17 protein-coding genes are annotated in these 14893 nt (G+C 66.5%); 5 read left to right on the forward strand and 12 right to left on the reverse strand.

The features are described 5' to 3' along the window. Positions 1-668 precede the first annotated feature (668 nt). Entirely contained in the window at positions 669-2144 is a 1476-nt protein-coding gene (miaB, locus tag AB0M15_RS22765) for a tRNA (N6-isopentenyl adenosine(37)-C2)-methylthiotransferase MiaB (protein WP_363822436.1), read from the reverse strand. Positions 2145-2245: 101 nt separating this feature from the next. Between miaB and AB0M15_RS22770 the strand changes: the two genes are divergently transcribed. The 5 genes from AB0M15_RS22770 (at position 2246) to AB0M15_RS22790 (ending at position 7254) form a co-directional block, all read left to right on the forward strand. After that, the gene (locus tag AB0M15_RS22770; RefSeq protein ID WP_363822439.1) at positions 2246-3793 is read left to right on the forward strand and encodes an amidohydrolase family protein; all 1548 of its coding nucleotides are present in this window, start codon (positions 2246-2248) and stop codon (positions 3791-3793) included. Between the two features lie 122 nt (positions 3794-3915). Continuing rightward, on the forward strand, positions 3916-4686 hold the full coding sequence (locus AB0M15_RS22775; RefSeq protein WP_363822442.1) for an amino acid ABC transporter ATP-binding protein: 771 nt from the start codon (positions 3916-3918) through the stop codon (positions 4684-4686). Positions 4687-4749: 63 nt separating this feature from the next. Beyond that, a complete protein-coding gene (locus AB0M15_RS22780) occupies positions 4750-5670 on the forward strand; it encodes a glutamate ABC transporter substrate-binding protein (protein WP_363822445.1) in 921 nt (306 codons plus the stop codon). Between the two features lie 73 nt (positions 5671-5743). After that, entirely contained in the window at positions 5744-6394 is a 651-nt protein-coding gene (locus AB0M15_RS22785; protein WP_363822448.1) for an amino acid ABC transporter permease, read from the forward strand. Further along, the gene (locus AB0M15_RS22790) at positions 6391-7254 is read left to right on the forward strand and encodes an amino acid ABC transporter permease (protein ID WP_363822451.1); all 864 of its coding nucleotides are present in this window, start codon (positions 6391-6393) and stop codon (positions 7252-7254) included. Before AB0M15_RS22785 ends, AB0M15_RS22790 begins: the two co-directional genes overlap by 4 nt. A gap of 50 nt (positions 7255-7304) precedes the next feature. Here the strand turns inward: AB0M15_RS22790 and AB0M15_RS22795 are convergent, their stop codons facing one another. From AB0M15_RS22795 to AB0M15_RS22845, 11 genes are all read right to left on the reverse strand, one after another. Next, positions 7305-7676 carry a GntR family transcriptional regulator gene (locus AB0M15_RS22795; protein ID WP_363822454.1) on the reverse strand — a complete coding sequence of 124 codons (372 nt, stop codon included), beginning with the start codon at positions 7674-7676 and terminating at the stop codon, positions 7305-7307. Further along, positions 7673-7816, reverse strand: coding sequence for a hypothetical protein (locus AB0M15_RS22800; RefSeq protein WP_363822457.1), 144 nt, complete (start codon positions 7814-7816; stop codon positions 7673-7675). Before AB0M15_RS22800 ends, AB0M15_RS22795 begins: the two co-directional genes overlap by 4 nt. Positions 7817-7860: 44 nt before the next feature. Beyond that, the gene (locus AB0M15_RS22805; RefSeq protein ID WP_363822460.1) at positions 7861-8265 is read right to left on the reverse strand and encodes a hypothetical protein; all 405 of its coding nucleotides are present in this window, start codon (positions 8263-8265) and stop codon (positions 7861-7863) included. 138 nt (positions 8266-8403) lie between these two features. Beyond that, on the reverse strand, positions 8404-9129 hold the full coding sequence (locus tag AB0M15_RS22810) for an FkbM family methyltransferase (RefSeq protein WP_363822463.1): 726 nt from the start codon (positions 9127-9129) through the stop codon (positions 8404-8406). Positions 9130-9308: 179 nt separating this feature from the next. After that, positions 9309-9440, reverse strand: coding sequence for a hypothetical protein (locus tag AB0M15_RS22815; RefSeq protein ID WP_363822468.1), 132 nt, complete (start codon positions 9438-9440; stop codon positions 9309-9311). Between the two features lie 280 nt (positions 9441-9720). Next, complete coding sequence (locus AB0M15_RS22820; RefSeq protein WP_363822470.1) at positions 9721-10575, reverse strand: TCP-1/cpn60 chaperonin family protein; 855 nt, start codon at positions 10573-10575, stop codon at positions 9721-9723. Then, positions 10473-11372, reverse strand: a complete 900-nt coding sequence (groEL, locus tag AB0M15_RS22825) for a chaperonin GroEL (protein ID WP_363822472.1) — start codon at positions 11370-11372, stop codon at positions 10473-10475. The genes AB0M15_RS22820 and groEL overlap by 103 nt, the downstream gene beginning before the upstream one ends. Positions 11373-11390: 18 nt before the next feature. Further along, a complete protein-coding gene (locus AB0M15_RS22830; RefSeq protein WP_363822475.1) occupies positions 11391-12383 on the reverse strand; it encodes an amidohydrolase family protein in 993 nt (330 codons plus the stop codon). After that, positions 12376-12765 carry a propane 2-monooxygenase effector subunit MimD gene (gene mimD / locus AB0M15_RS22835; RefSeq protein ID WP_363823823.1) on the reverse strand — a complete coding sequence of 130 codons (390 nt, stop codon included), beginning with the start codon at positions 12763-12765 and terminating at the stop codon, positions 12376-12378. Before mimD ends, AB0M15_RS22830 begins: the two co-directional genes overlap by 8 nt. Then, the gene (locus tag AB0M15_RS22840; protein ID WP_363822478.1) at positions 12734-13831 is read right to left on the reverse strand and encodes an aromatic/alkene monooxygenase hydroxylase subunit beta; all 1098 of its coding nucleotides are present in this window, start codon (positions 13829-13831) and stop codon (positions 12734-12736) included. Before AB0M15_RS22840 ends, mimD begins: the two co-directional genes overlap by 32 nt. A gap of 9 nt (positions 13832-13840) precedes the next feature. After that, the gene (locus tag AB0M15_RS22845; RefSeq protein WP_363822480.1) at positions 13841-14863 is read right to left on the reverse strand and encodes a 2Fe-2S iron-sulfur cluster binding domain-containing protein; all 1023 of its coding nucleotides are present in this window, start codon (positions 14861-14863) and stop codon (positions 13841-13843) included. Positions 14864-14893 lie beyond the last annotated feature (30 nt).

Genomic DNA, 14893 nt, shown 5'->3' on the forward strand with positions numbered 1-14893 from the left:
TGTCGGATGGCTGGCGGGGCGTTTGATGGGCTGGCGGTCCGCCAGCGCACACCAAACCCGGTCGGCCATCGCTTACCCGGGCGCGTCGAGGCCGGCTCGGGGGCGGGATCGCGTGCAGGCGGCGGTGCAGGTCGGCGTGCATGCGGCCGAGCTCCGCCGGTGAGAGGTCACCCGCGATCGCGGCGTCGGCGAGGGTCGGCCCGGTGAGTCGCTCGATCACCATGTCCGGCCCGTCGACCTGCCGCACGGCCGGTACGGGGTAGTCGTACTTCGCCACCCAGGTCATGTACTCCGCTTCGTCCCGCACCGGATACCCGTTGCGATACCGCCGCAGCACCCACTCGTCGTCGATGGCGTACACATCAGCATCCCGCCCAGCAGCAAACGGCTCAGCCCCTTCCGGCAACCACCCCCCGAGGCCGCCCGCGGGCACAGCCTCGCCCGACTCCGGGGCGGACGCAGCCTCGCCCGACTCGGCGTTGTTGGGGGTCAACCCGCCAGCGGCGGCAGACCTGCCTGGCCCGGGCGCAGCCCCGCTCGACCCCGGGGCGGGCGCAGCCCCGCTCAACTCGGGGGCGGGCGCAGCGCCGCTCGGCTCGGGGGCAGGCGCAGCGCCGCTCGGCTCGGGGGCAGGCGCAGCGCCGCTCGGCTCCGGGGGGTCGGTCAAGTCAGTTGACCGCGCAGCCGCCGGTGGCGTGCTCTAGTGGGGCGGGGGCACCGATGGGGGGCATGCCGAGCATTACGCCGGGGGTGGAGGGTGGGGTGTCTTGGGCTCGTTGCCAGGCGTCGCCGGCGCGGGTGCGGCGTACTGATCCGAAGACATCCGCGACTAGGTGGTGCGGGGCGGCGTAGGTGACTTCGACTGTTGCCATGTCGCCGGGGCGGGGCTTCTCGACGCCTTCGGGGAGGGTGAAGTGGACTAGGCGGTTGTCCCGAGCGCGGCCCGACAGTCGGTGGGTGGCGGCGTCCTTGCGGCCCTCGCCTTCGGCGATCAGGACCTCGACGGAGCGGCCGACGATCTTCTTGTTCTCGTCCCAGGCCATCTCGTCTTGCAGTTCGACCAGACGGAGGTAGCGCTCCTGGACGACCTCGTGCGGCACCTGGTCGGCCATCGACTCGGCCGGAGTACCGGGGCGCTTGGAGTACTGGAAGGTGAAGGCGCCGGCGAACCGCGCCTCGCGGACGACGTCGAGCGTGCCCTGGAAGTCTTCCTCGGTCTCCCCCGGGAAGCCGACGATGATGTCGGTGGTGATCGCCGCGTCCGGCATCGCCGCCCGGACGTCGGAGATGATCTTGAGGTAGCGATCCCGCCGGTACGACCGGCGCATCGTCTTGAGGATCTGGTCCGATCCCGACTGCAGCGGCATGTGCAGCGACGGCATCACGTTCGGCGTCTCGGCCATCGCCTCGATCACGTCCGCGGTGAAGTCGCGCGGATGCGGCGAGGTGAACCGGACCCGCTCCAGCCCGTCGATCGAGCCGCACGCACGCAGCAGCTTCGAGAACGCGTACCGATCGCCGAACTCGACGCCGTACGAGTTGACGTTCTGCCCGAGCAGCGTCACCTCGAGCACGCCCTCGGCGACCAGCGCCTCGACCTCGGCGAGCACGTCGCCCGGGCGGCGATCCTTCTCGCGGCCGCGCAGCGCCGGGACGATGCAGAACGTGCAGGTGTTGTTGCAGCCGACGCTGACCGACACCCAGGCGGAGTACGGGGACTCGCGCCGGGTCGGCAGCGTGGACGGGAAGACGTCGAGCGACTCGAGGATCTCGACCTGCGACTCCTCGGCGATCCGGGCCCGCTCCAGCAGCACCGGCAACGAGCCGATGTTGTGGGTGCCGAAGACGACATCCACCCAGGGCGCCTTCTTGGTGATCGTCGCGCGATCCTTCTGCGCCAGGCAGCCGCCGACGGCGATCTGCATCCCCGGGTTCTTCGCCTTCGCCGGCGCGAGCTGGCCGAGGTTGCCGTACAGCTTGTTGTCGGCGTTCTCCCGGACCGCGCAGGTGTTGAAGACGACCACGTCGGCCTGATCACCCTCGGGCGCGCGGACATAACCGGCATCCTCCAGCAGGCCACGAAGGCGCTCGGAGTCATGCACGTTCATTTGGCACCCATGGGTGCGGACCTCGTATGTACGCATAACAGCCACCAAGAGTACGTCGCCAGGTGGACTTTCCCCTACCTGGGATAGGGCTGTCAGGACCCCTGACCGCAGAGGCCGGACAAACAACAGTGGAGGGTATGAACAGTTCCCGTCGTCAGTTCCTCGCCCGTACCGCCGCCGGAGCCGCCGTGGTTGCCGGCAGCGCCTTCACCGCCGACCACGCGGTCGCCCTCAGCTGGCCGTCCGCCACCGCACGTACCAACCGGATCACCGCGCTCACCGACGTCACCGTGATCGACCCGACAACAGGGCGGCGCGACCGGCACCAGACCGTACTGATCAGCGGCGACCGCATCATCGGGGTCGGCCGCCACCTGCCGATCCCCCGCGGCGCCACCGAGATCAACCTCAGCGGCAAGTTCGTCATCCCCGGCCTGGCCGACATGCACGTCCACTCGCTCGGCGACGAGCACGTCTCGCCACCGCTCTACCTGGCCAACGGGCTCACCACCGTCCGCGAGATGGCCGCGCCCGACCCGGTCGTCTACGACTGGCGCGACCGGATCGAGGCGGGCACGCTGCTCGGCCCGCGGATGATCGTGGCCAGCCAGATCATCGACGGCGATCCGACCTTGTGGGATCCCGGTCTGCTTCACGTGCTGGTCGTGGATGACGAGGCCGGCGCACGTGCGGCGGTACGGCAGGTGAAGGAGGAGGGGGCCGACTTCGTCAAGGTCTACTCGCGGCTGAGCTCATCGGCGCACCGGGCGATCCTGGACGAGGCTCGGCGGGAAGGGCTGACCGTGCACGGTCACGCGCCCGACCAGGTCCCGATCAAGCAGGTCAGCGACGCCGGTCAGCGCGGTATCGAGCACATCCACTCGCTGGGCCTGTCGGTGTCGAGCCGCGAGACCGAGGTACGCCGGATGCAGCAGGCGATCGCGATCAAGACCGGCGACTACAACGGCTGGTTCCGCCAGATGCACCCGATCGAGTGGATCGCGGCAAACACCTTCAGCCAGGCTCGCGCGGCCGACGTCTTCGGTACGTTGCGACGCAACCGGACCCGGGTCACCCCGACACTGACCATGCACAAGGTGCTGGACATGCCCGACTTCACCGGGCCGGACCCGGCGACCCGGAAGTACCTGAGCGAGGACTCGATCGGCACCTACGACTACGTGATCGAGAACCTCTACAAGGCCAACCGGAGCGCCGAGGAGATCTCCCACCAGCGGCAGATGTGGGAGTACCGGCAACGTTTCGTCCGCGAGCTGTTCGCCCACGACGTCCCCGTACTGGCCGGCACCGACACCGGTACGCCGTACATGGTCCCCGGCTTCGCCCTGCACGACGAGCTCGAACTGCTGGTCGGCGCCGGCGCCACCACCCGACAGGCCCTGTACGCCGCAACGGTAGAACCAGCCAAATTCCTGGGCATGGCCGCCGACCTCGGGTCCGTTGCCCCGCGCAAGCTCGCCGACCTGGTCGTCCTGGACGCCGACCCGCTGATGGACATCCGCAACACCCGGCGGATCCACACCGTCGTCACCCGCGGCCGGATCATCTCCCCGGCCGACCGGGCCCGCATGCTGGCCGACGTCGAGGCTGCCGTCAAGACCCCACCCGCCGGAGCCGCACTGGCTGCAGGTGGTTGTTGCGGAAACGGCCGTCCCGGACACTAACGCCCAGACCCGTGCTGGCTGTGACGACCCCGTCACAGCCAGCGCTCAGTTATTGCAGATCGTTACCACCGTGGGACCGGGGATCCGTGCGGGTCACCCTCCGGCTCCGCTAAGTTCTCGCCATGAGCGATTCCTCCGCCGTCGACACAGTGACGACCACAGGTCTCGTCGCCCTGACAGACGTCAACAAGCATTTCGGCGACCTGCACGTGCTGAAGGACATCAACCTGTCCATCAACCGTGGCGAGGTGGTGGTGGTGATCGGCCCGTCCGGGTCCGGCAAGTCCACCCTGTGCCGGGCGATCAACCGGCTCGAGCCGATCGACTCGGGCACCATCACGCTGGACGGCCAGCCGCTGCCCAGCGAGGGCAAGGCGCTGGCCAGGCTGCGCGCCGACGTCGGCATGGTGTTCCAGTCGTTCAACCTGTTCGCGCACAAGACGATCCTGCAGAACGTCACCCTCGGCCCGCTGAAGGTCCGCAAGAACGACCCGAAGGTCGCCGAGAAGCGCGCGATGGAGCTGCTCGAGCGGGTCGGCGTCGCGAACCAGGCGGCCAAGTACCCCGCCCAGCTGTCCGGTGGCCAGCAGCAGCGGGTCGCGATCGCCCGGGCGCTGGCGATGGATCCGAAGGTCATCCTGTTCGACGAGCCGACCTCGGCCCTCGACCCGGAGATGATCCAGGAGGTCCTCGAGGTGATGATCGACCTGGCCAAGCAGAGCATGACGATGGTCGTGGTCACCCACGAGATGGGTTTCGCGCGCAGCGCGGCCAACCGGGTCGTCTTCATGGCCGACGGCGAGATCGTCGAAGAGGCCAGCCCCGAGTCCTTCTTCACCAACCCGACCTCGCGCCGTGCCCAGGACTTCCTCGGGAAGATCCTCAAGCACTGACGAGACGCCCGGCGGGCCTTCGGGCCGGCCGCAACTGCAGTAAAAACACACGAAGGGGATCCCATGAGAATGCGCAACGTGGTCGCCACTCTCGGCGTCGCTGCGCTCGCGCTGAGCGTCGGCGCCTGTGGCAAGGACGACACCGCCGCAGGTGGCGGCGGTGGCAGCACCACCGGTAGCTGCGGCGAGCCGCACAAGTTCACCGTGGCCCCGGCCGCGGACGTGGCCGGCAGCCCGACCTACGCCAAGATCAAGACCCGCGGGCACGCGGTCGTCGGGGTCAAGGCCGACCAGCCGAACCTCGGCTACAAGGATGCCAACGGCAAGCGCTGCGGTTTCGACATCGAGATCGCCCAGATGGTGTCGGCCCAGCTCGGCTTCGACCCGACCCAGATCGAGTACAAGGAGATCCCGTCCGCGAACCGCGAGACGGCGATCGCCGGTGGCGAGATCGACTACTACGTCGGTACCTACTCGATCACCGACAAGCGCAAGAAGCTGGTCGGCTTCGCCGGCCCGTACTTCATCGCCGGCCAGGACCTGCTGGTCCGCAAGTCCGACACCTCGATGGACGGTGGCAAGGACTCGCTGAAGGGCAAGAAGGTCTGCTCGGTGACCGGCTCGACGCCGATCCAGAAGGTCAAGGACGAGAACCTGACCGAGGCCAGCAACATCTCGGAGTTCAAGACCTACTCCGAGTGCGTCTCGCAGCTGCTGGACAAGAAGGTCGACGCGGTCACCACCGACGACGCGATCCTCAAGGGCTACGCGGCGAACGCGCCCGACGACCTGCGGGTGGTCGGCAAGACGTTCAGCACGGAGAAGTACGGCATCGGCGTGCCGCTGGCCGACAAGGCGCTGCGCGACAAGATCAACGCGGGCCTCGAGACCGCCGGCACCGACGGTACCTGGAAGTCGATCTACGACGAGACGCTGGGCAAGTCCGGTTCGGCCGGCACCCAGCCCCCGGTCGAGAAGTACTGATCCACCCTCAGCTCAGGGCGACCCCGCGCGTCGCGGGGTCGCCCTGACTGTCTCCAACCCTTGGAAGGTCGCGATGCTCTCGGTCCTCACCGACAACTGGGAACTGTTCAGAGACGGCTTCTGGACCACGATCAAGCTGTTCGTGGTGGCGGGTCTGCTGAGTCTGGTCCTCGGGACCGTGCTGGCCGGGTTCCGGGTCTCGCCGGTACCGGCGCTGCGGGCCATCGGCACCGGCTACGTCAACATCCTGCGGAACACGCCGCTGACCCTGGTCTTCGCGTTCCTGGTCTTCGGCGCGCCGAAGATGGGGATCGAGCTGCCGTCGTACTTCTGGTCGGCGATCGTCGCGCTGACCGTCTACACCTCCGCCTTCGTCTGCGAGGTGGTCCGGTCGGGTATCAACACCGTCTCGCCGGGCCAGTCCGAAGCAGCCCGCGCGGTCGGGATGTCGTTCCTGCAGGTGCTCGGCATCGTCGTACTGCCGCAGGCCTTCCGGGCGATCCAGCCGCCGCTGATGAGCGTGATGATCGCGCTGCTGAAGAACACCACCATCGCGGCCGGTTTCTCGGTGCTCGAAGCGGGCGCCATCCCGGCGGCGATCGCCGAACGCGGTGAGAACCAGATGCTGACCCTGGTCTGGATCACCATCGGCTTCCTGATCCTGATCATCCCCCTGGTCTTCCTGCAGCGGTGGGCCGAACGACGGACGGCGGTATCGGCATGAGTGCCGTTCTGTACGACGTACCGGGCCCCCGCGCGCGGGCCCGCAACATGATCCTCAACGTCGTCGTCGTGCTGGTCGTGCTGGGCGCGGTTGCCTGGGTGGTCTACCGGCTGAACGACACCGGTCAGTTCCAGAGCCGGCGCTGGGCGCAGTTCCAGTACAAGTCGATCCAGGAGCAGCTGCTCACCGGTCTGCTGAACACGCTGAAGGCCGCCGGCCTGGCCGCGGTCCTGGCCTTCCTGTTCGCCGCTGTGTTCGCGGCCGCCCGGATCAGCGACCACAAGTGGGTCAGGGTTCCGGCGACCTTCGTGGTCGAGCTGTTCCGCGCGATCCCGGTGCTGATCCTGATGTTCTTCTTCTACTACGGGAACCTCGAGTTCCATCTGGGCCTCGGCCCGTTCTGGGCGGTCGTCTTCGGCCTCACCCTCTACAACGGCTCAGTCCTGGCGGAGATCTTCCGGGCCGGCATCAGCGCGGTCCCGAAGGGCCAGCGCGAAGCGGCGTACGCGACCGGCCTGCGCAAGAACCAGGTCGTCCGGCTGATCCTGCTCCCGCAGGCGATCCGGGCGATGCTGCCCGCCATCGTCAGCCAGCTCGTCGTCCTGCTGAAGGACACCGCGCTCGGCTTCATCATCACGTACAACGAGCTCCTGTACGTCGCCAAGCAGATGGGCGGCCGGCTCGAGTTCGGCTTCCCGTACATCCCGACGTACATGGTGGTCGCAGTCGTCTACATCGGCCTCTGCTCCCTCCTCTCGGTCCTCGCCCGCTATCTGGAAGGCCGCACCCGCCGAAGCCGCAAAATCGCCCCCGGCACCGACCTCCCCACCGCAGCCCCAGTGGCCGACGGCACCGCCTGACCCACCTCCTTCAAGAGCCCTGCACGATCGCGTGCAGGGCTCTTGTCGTTTCAGCGGCCGGCGCGGCGTACTGCCTCGAGCGCTGCCTGATCGTCGATGCCGAGCTGGCGCGTGTGGTGGAGATAATTGGTGGCCAGTTCGTCGAGCCGCTGCCGGCGCTCAGCTTCCGGGAGTCGCGGCGGATTGTCGGCCACCCGGGTGCCGCCGCCGCGGCGAGAGGTCAGCAGGCCATCCGCTTCGAGCTCCCGGTACGTACGCGCGACCGTGCCGACTGCGAGACCGAGGTCGCGGGCCAGCTGGCGCAGCGGCGGGAGGCGGTCACCGGGAGCCAGTACGCCGGAATGGATCAGGTCCGTCAACTGCTTCCGAAGCTGCTCGTACGGCGGTGTCGGATCCGACGTCGACACAACAAGCGTGGTCACACGGCACTCCGCTGCACATGCGGCTGGCTCGCCGGCTGCAGGACCGCGATGGCACTCCAGACCAGCAACGTGATCCCACCGGCAGCCGGCACCAGGAGAGCCCAGCCGATCGGCTTCCACGAGGTGGCGTCACACGGCATCGTCACGACGGTGACGAACGCTGTTCCAAGCAATGGAACGGTGATCAGTACAGTCCCAGCAGGACCGCGATGCCGAGTGGGACGGAGTAGAAGGATCCTGGCCAGGGGGTCTTGACGGTGGTCAGGTCACCGCAAGTACGGGACAGGGCTCGGCCGGCGCGACCCAGATCATCGGCGGACGCCACCGACGTCGTCCAGCACAACAACGCCAGCTCCACCACTCCCGCGATGGCCACGGACCCGGCTAGGCGGCGCGGGAGGTAGTCCCTTACCGAGCGGGTTTCTACTGCTGCCCGGCGTACCGGCCCTGCAGGACGAGGTGTCCGCAACTCCCCGAGCACCACTCCGACCACAACACCCAAACTGAACACCGGCGCCGCCAACAGCAGCCCGCGCTCCAACCCGATCGTCCAGGCGACGACACCTCCACCGACCAGGCCGGCACCCACGCCCGCCCACCGCCACTTCGCCGCCGCGCGCGCTCGCGGTCGACGAGAGCGGTGGCCAGAAGTTCGCCGTCTGCGACACCCAGTACGACAGCACGAGCGTCGGCAACCACCGGATCCACTACATCACCATGAAGGCTCTCAGGTGCCCGACCCGGGCGACCGGTGTGCGGTTGAGGAACGAAAAATTCCATCGATCTGTAGCATTTGCCCGGTCAATTGATCGTCCCCGCCTTTTTGCTCTAATGCCACGACCGCGAATTTCCGTCGGCGGAGAAAGTCGAAGATCTCCCCGAAACCGGCACCGCCTCGGTACAGGTCGACCAACGCCATCTCGGCTTCGACGAATGCGATTTCATCAAGTATCGGCCCTGCCCCTTTAAGCGCAGCGAGCTCCGCCCCTTCTATATCGAGCTTCAGATAGATGCCGCTACCGTCACAATCCAGATCCGGCCAAAGAGACTTCAATGATCGAATCGAGACACGCTCCGATCCGGCTGAAACGTCGTCTGGCCACGCGCGGAGATGGTCCGGAGACGGCTCGAACAGCGAAGTCCCCAAGGTGCTCGTCGACAAATGAAGCGTACCCTCTCCGTCATCCATTCCGAGCGCGACGTTGTAGCATTCCCAATTACCGTCGGCGGCGGCAACGGACGAGAGGGCCTGAAATACTTCTACGGCAGGTTCGAACGATACGATCCTGCCGCGAAATCCACACTGTCTAGCCCAGATCCCATAGAGGCCAGAGTTCGCCCCACCATCCAGAAGCACGTCCACTTCACTGAGCAGTATTCTCCGGCGGACGCCAGGCGTGACAAGGTCCTCGCAGAGCGGAGGAAAGTCAATTGAATCTGTGTCTACGATCACAAGAATGCTCCTCACTGGCGCTTCTGGCTGAATCTGTCGCCGACTTCCGAATCCTTGCTCCGCAGGTCAAGCTGTTGGATCGCGTCACACTATTGCAGGGTTCATCCGCTACCTGGACGTCCTGCAACCGGACCGGCACTACTTGTGGGGTGTTGCTGGCCGAGCCGAGCCGGGCGCTTTCAGGTCACGCTGAACACCCGCCTGGCCTGCGCATCACGGCCGAGCGTGCGGGCCGGACTCTTCGCCGCGGTGATGGTCACCAGCTCGCGTTGCAGTTTCCAGCGGCACGTGGCCGCGCCCTCGTCACCCATTTCGTTCGTCCGTCACATCGGCTGCCCAGCTAACGAAGACCTGCTTGGTCCAGACATGTACTCACCACCCGGCTTCAGGCTAAGAGGACGTGCCAGCGGACGGAAGACATCTGTATTGCAACTTCCTGCAGAACCTCGATCCCCCTGCCGACCAGGACATCTCGCGCGGGACTGTCTGTTGCTCTTGCCTGTTGGCCCTGTGGTGTGGGCACTCCGCCGCGACACGGGTGCCCGCCCCCGGGAGGGATGGGGGCGGGCGGGCCAGTTGGAGGACTTGCATCTAGTAGATGTTGGAGGGGCGGACCATGCCTTCGGCCAGGTCGCCGAAGTCGGGGGCGATGATGGCGCCGGGGTTGCCGATGACTTCTTCTACTACGGCGGTTTCGGTGGTGATCAGGAGGGCGGCGATGGAGGCGGCGCTTTCCAGGGCCGAGCGGGTGATTTTGACGGGGTCCATCACGCCGAAGTCGAACATGTCGCCGTACTGGCCGGTGAGGGCGTTGAAGCCTTGGCCGAGCGGGAGTTCGGAGACTGTTTTGACTACCTCGTCGCCGTCGTAGCCGGCGTTGATGGCTATCCAGCGGAGGGGTTCGGCGAGGGATTGGCGGACGATTTCCCGGCCGATGAGGGCGTCGCCGGTTAGTTCCAGGCGGTCGAGGGTGTCGCGGGCTTGGGTGAGGGCTGAGCCGCCGCCGGCGATTACGCCTTCCTCCAAAGCAGCGCGGGTCGCCGACAAGGAGTCTTCTACTCGGTGTTGCTTTTCCTTGAGTTCTACGCCGGTGGCGGCGCCTACGTGGATTACGGCGACTCGGCCGGCCAGGCGGGCGATTCGGAGTTTGAGGTTGTCCTCGTCGTGGTCGTTGGTGGCGCGCTCCAGTTCCTTCTCGAGTTGGTGGAGGCGCGCTTCCACGGAGGCGGGGTTGCCCGCGCCGCCGACCATCGTCGTACCGTTCTCCGTGATCGTGATCCGGTGACACGAGCCCAGGTCGTCGGCCGTCAGCGAGTGCAGGTTGACGCCCGAGTCCTCACTAACTACGCGACCACCCAGTACCGCCGCCAGATCCTCCAGCTCCGCCACCCGCCGGTGCCCAAACCCGGGCGCCCGCACGACAACCGAGCGGAACGTGTCGTGCACGTTGTTGCTGACCAGCACATCTGCAGGGCCGGGCCGTCGACGTTCTCGGCCAGGATCACCAAGGGCCGGCCCGACCGCGTCACCAGCTCCAAAGTCGGCATCAGCTCCTGCAGTTGGCTGATCTTCTTGTTCGTCAGCAGGATGTACGGATCGTCGAAGACGGTCTCCATCCGGTCCTTGTCGGTCACCATGTACGGCGAGATGAACCCGTGGTCGAACTCGATCCCGTCCACGACATTCAGCGACAGCCCGTACGCCGGCGACTCCTCGACCGTCACGACACCGGTCTTCCCGACCCGCGCCATCGCCTCCGAGATCACCGACCCGATCTCCGGATCATCATTCGCCGACAAAGTTGCCACGAACAACAGATCCGTCTGCCCGCCCACCTCCGCGGTCCGCTCATGCAGCGTCCGAACGATCGCCGCGACCGCTTCCTCGATCCCCCGCCGCAACTGCATCGGGTTCGCGCCCTCGTCGACCGCGCGCAATCCTTCACGCACCAGCGCCTGCGCCAGCACGGTCGCGGTGGTCGTACCGTCGCCGGCCACCCCGTTCGTCTTCATCGCGACTTCCTTGACCAGTTGCGCGCCCATGTTGGCGAACGGGTTGCGCAGCTGGATCTCCCGCGCGATCGTCACGCCGTCGTTGGTGATGGTCGGCGGCCCGGTCAGCTTCTCCAGTACCGCGTTGCGTCCCTTCGGCCCGAGCGTCACCTTGACCGCGTCGGCCAGGGCGTTGACCCCTTGCTCGAGCAGTTGCCGGGCATCGTTGCTGAAACGAAGATCCTTGGCCATCGGTCTGTTCCCTTCGAATCAGGTGAGCTGGAGCTGGAGCTCGGCGGGTACGTCGAGGTTGTAGAGCTTGGCCGCGTTGAGGCCGAGGATCTTGCGCTTGATGTCCGGCGTCAGTACGCCGTACTCCGACTGCATGTCCTCGGGGATCTGGAAGTCGACGAACTTCTCCACCAGCCACTTCGGCTGCCAGATCGCGTAGTCGCTGGCGAAGATGATCCGGTCCTCGCCGATCCAGTACAGGAGCTCGCCGATGATCTGGGCGAAGTACCGGGGCCGGCTGTGGATGAACGGCATCGCGACCGCCAGGCCGCCGTACACGTTGGGCTCCTGGGTGGCGATCCAGCAGAAGTCCTCCAGCCGCGGCAGTCCGACATGTTCGACGATGAAGTTGAGCTCGGGGAAGATCGAGGCCGCGTAGTCGACGTCCTGGACGTCGAAGGCGTCCCGGTTCAGTGGGTAGATCGTGGGGCCCTTGTGCACATGGATGTTCTTGATGCCGAGCTCGACGCACTTGCGCAGGTACGGCTCGGCCTCCGGGTCGGACAGCTTCCAGCCCTTCGAGTCGCCCTTCCACTCGGCCGTGTAGAGCTTGACGCCCTGCAGGTTCCAGCGGGCATGGAGTTCCTCCAGCTTGTCCAGTCCGGCCGCGCCGTCGCGCGGATCCCAGGCGCCGTTGGTGATGAACTTGCCCGGGTTGTTCTCCATCACGGCGCCGTCGCGCTCGGTCGTGTTGAACCCGTCGACGTAGAAGTCGGTCAGGTACGTCGGCTGGAAGATCGCCTTGTCCACGTAGCCGATCTCGAACAGGTCGTGCAGCAGGTCGGCCTCGGAGTACGCACCGAACTTCTCCGCCGTCCAGACGTACTCCGCGGGCGACAGGTTGCGGTGGTAGTCGTAGAAGCAGTTGGTGAAGCCCTCGCCGTACCGGTTCCTGTTGTTCTCCGGCCGGCCGTTCCAGAAGTGCACGTGACTGTCGACGATGTAGTACTTCTCGCCGTTGCTCTCATACATCGTCGTCGACCTCGACCAGATCGAAGTCGATGTACTCCGCGGCCTCCTCCGGGCTGGAGAAGAGCATCGTCTTGTCGTCGAAATGGACCATCCGCCCGTAGTGGGTGGACATGATCTCCTCGAAGTCGGACTGGTCGAAGTCCGCGCCGAGCGCGTCGGAGATCTCGGCGAAGTCGAAGGTGAGCTTGCCGACCCCGTCGACCCGGATCATCGACGGGTACTCGGTGATCTCCACGTTGTCCTTGGCGCCCATGATCTGGGCCACCACGTGACCGTTCTGGTTGTTCATCAAGGTCACGCCGCACATGTTCGAGAAGGTGCGGTCGCCGCGCCGAACGCCTTGGTCTCCGTCATTGGTCCAGCTCCTTCGGTACGTCGAGATCGAGGTCGGCCAGCACGCTGCGCAGACCGTCCTTGGCGGCGGCCAGCGAGTCGGCGAAGGTGACGACCTTCTCGTTCGGCTGCGACCAGATCGGCTGCAGCTCGTGGGCCGCCCGCAGGCTCTGCGGCACCCAGGTGGCGAGCCATTCACCCAGTACGGCCTTGTTCTCCGTACCGTGCTCGGAGTCCCGGGTGAGCAGCGAGAACAACGCCCGGGTGTAGCCGAGGTCGCGGCTGTAGTCGTTCTCGCCGGCCCCGACGATGGTCGGCGTGATGTAGTCGCCGTTGCGGGCCGACACCTGCATCAGCAGGTCGGACCGGAACAGCACGCCGACCAGCGACTCGAAGACGATGTTCGTCGCGAACAGCGCCTCGGCCCAGTCGCCGATCGCGGTCAGCCGCTCGACGTTCTCCCGGACGCCCTGCCAGACCGGGTCGGACTGCCAGACCTCCCGGTGCACCTGGCCGTCGAAGTCGATGTCGGACTCGGCCAGGTCGAGGTTGAACAGCGCCAGGTCCTGGGCGAAGCGCAGCTTGTGGGCCGCGTTGACGCAGATCGCGTTGTTGATCATGTTCGTCGGCGCCGACCGCTGGGCGGCGGTGAAGACGTGCATGCCCAGCCCGTTCTCGGCATGCATCCAGGCGCCGAGGTTGCGCTGGATGAACTTGGTCCAGGCCGGGTTCCAGTGCGAGTACGCCTTGGCCCGCTTGGCGTTCTCCAGGCTCAGCCCGATCTGCCGGACGACCGCCGCGTTATTGCGGTAGATCGTCTTCTCCCACTCCTCGTTCGGGTCACGGAACCGGTGCCAGTCCGCAGACTGCAACCGGATCCAGTCCTTCGGATACCCGCCGGGCGAGTTCGCGAAGCCGTAGATCCAGCCCTGCGACAGGTGCCGGTCGGGGACCGGCTGGACGTCGAAGGTGACGTCCTCGTACGTCGTCGCCCGCGCCTTGGCCGGCTGGTAGTAGTTGTAACTGCGACTCGTGGAGCTCGGGAACGTGAGCGCGCCGGCCTCGGAGTCGGTGAACTCCGGGTGCGGGAAGCTCCGTTCTTTCGTGTCTGCCATCTCGATCTCCTACTCCGCCACCGAAGTGGTGAACTTGTCGTAGTGGATGTGCTCGCGCGGTACGCCGGCCAGCTCCAGCAACCCGATCGCCGCGTCGACCATCGGGGGCGGCCCGCACAGGTAGGCCTCGCATTCGGCCAGCCCTGGCTCCAGCCGCTGCACCGCCTCCGTCACGAACCCGGTGTGCTCCCAGTCGTCCGGCCAGCTCTCCGACAGCACGCCGAAGAACTTGAAGTCGGGCAACTCGGCCCCCAGCTCCTCGATCTGGTCGAGGTAGAACAGGTCGTCGTGGGTTCGGGCGCCGTAGTAGAACCGCACCGGCCGTTCGATGCCATCAGCAACCAGGTGCCTCAGCAGCGACAGGATCGGCGCCAGCCCGGCTCCCCCGCCGATGCACAGGATCGGCCGGTCGGACGACTTCTTCAGCGTGAAGGTGCCGTACGGTCCGTCCAGCTCGAGCTCGTCGCCGACCAACAGCGCGCCGTCGAGCAGGCCGGAGAAGTGCCCGCCGGGGTACTTCTTGATCAGGAACTCCAGCGGGTCGCCGGGCAGCGTCGCCATCGAGAACGACCGGTGCGCGTCGTGCCCCGGGATCGCGATATCGGCGTACTGGCCGGGTTTGAAGGTGAACTTGTCCGGCTCGACCAGGTCCAGTCGCAGCGACACGATGTCGCGGGTGACCGGCTCGATCGCGGCGATCCGGGTCCGCAGGTGCTGCAGCGGGACCGCGTTGCGCAGTTCCTCCTCGTCGTAGTTGATCAGCTCGACGGTCAGGTCGGAGTACGCGTGCGACTTGCAGAGCAGGATGTAGCCCTCGTCGCTCTCGTACTCGGCCAGCGCGAACGTCGAGTACCGGTCCATCTGGACGTCGCCGTCGATCAGGAACGACTTGCAGGCGGCGCACTGGCCCTCCTTGCAGCCGTGCATCAGCGCGATGCCCTGCCGGAAGGCGGCGTTCAGCACCGTCTCGCTCTCGTCGACCTCCATCTCGAGATCGACGGGCTCGAACCTGACCACGTGTTTGTCACCCATCAACCTGCTCCTCTGACGATTGGGCGACCG

Source organism: Kribbella sp. NPDC051718 (assembly GCF_040681515.1).
Taxonomy (GTDB): domain Bacteria; phylum Actinomycetota; class Actinomycetes; order Propionibacteriales; family Kribbellaceae; genus Kribbella.

Coding starts and splice junctions, on each gene's coding strand:
- groEL (WP_363822472.1), bottom strand. CDS start 11,372: ATGGCCAAGGATCTTCGTTTCAGCAACGATGCCCGGCAACTGCTCGAG.
- AB0M15_RS22780 (WP_363822445.1), top strand. CDS start 4,750: ATGAGAATGCGCAACGTGGTCGCCACTCTCGGCGTCGCTGCGCTCGCG.
- AB0M15_RS22790 (WP_363822451.1), top strand. CDS start 6,391: ATGAGTGCCGTTCTGTACGACGTACCGGGCCCCCGCGCGCGGGCCCGC.
- AB0M15_RS22775 (WP_363822442.1), top strand. CDS start 3,916: ATGAGCGATTCCTCCGCCGTCGACACAGTGACGACCACAGGTCTCGTC.
- AB0M15_RS22840 (WP_363822478.1), bottom strand. CDS start 13,831: ATGGCAGACACGAAAGAACGGAGCTTCCCGCACCCGGAGTTCACCGAC.
- AB0M15_RS22830 (WP_363822475.1), bottom strand. CDS start 12,383: ATGTATGAGAGCAACGGCGAGAAGTACTACATCGTCGACAGTCACGTG.
- AB0M15_RS22785 (WP_363822448.1), top strand. CDS start 5,744: ATGCTCTCGGTCCTCACCGACAACTGGGAACTGTTCAGAGACGGCTTC.
- AB0M15_RS22770 (WP_363822439.1), top strand. CDS start 2,246: ATGAACAGTTCCCGTCGTCAGTTCCTCGCCCGTACCGCCGCCGGAGCC.
- AB0M15_RS22800 (WP_363822457.1), bottom strand. CDS start 7,816: ATGCCGTGTGACGCCACCTCGTGGAAGCCGATCGGCTGGGCTCTCCTG.
- AB0M15_RS22845 (WP_363822480.1), bottom strand. CDS start 14,863: ATGGGTGACAAACACGTGGTCAGGTTCGAGCCCGTCGATCTCGAGATG.
- miaB (WP_363822436.1), bottom strand. CDS start 2,144: ATGCGTACATACGAGGTCCGCACCCATGGGTGCCAAATGAACGTGCAT.
- AB0M15_RS22815 (WP_363822468.1), bottom strand. CDS start 9,440: ATGGGTGACGAGGGCGCGGCCACGTGCCGCTGGAAACTGCAACGCGAG.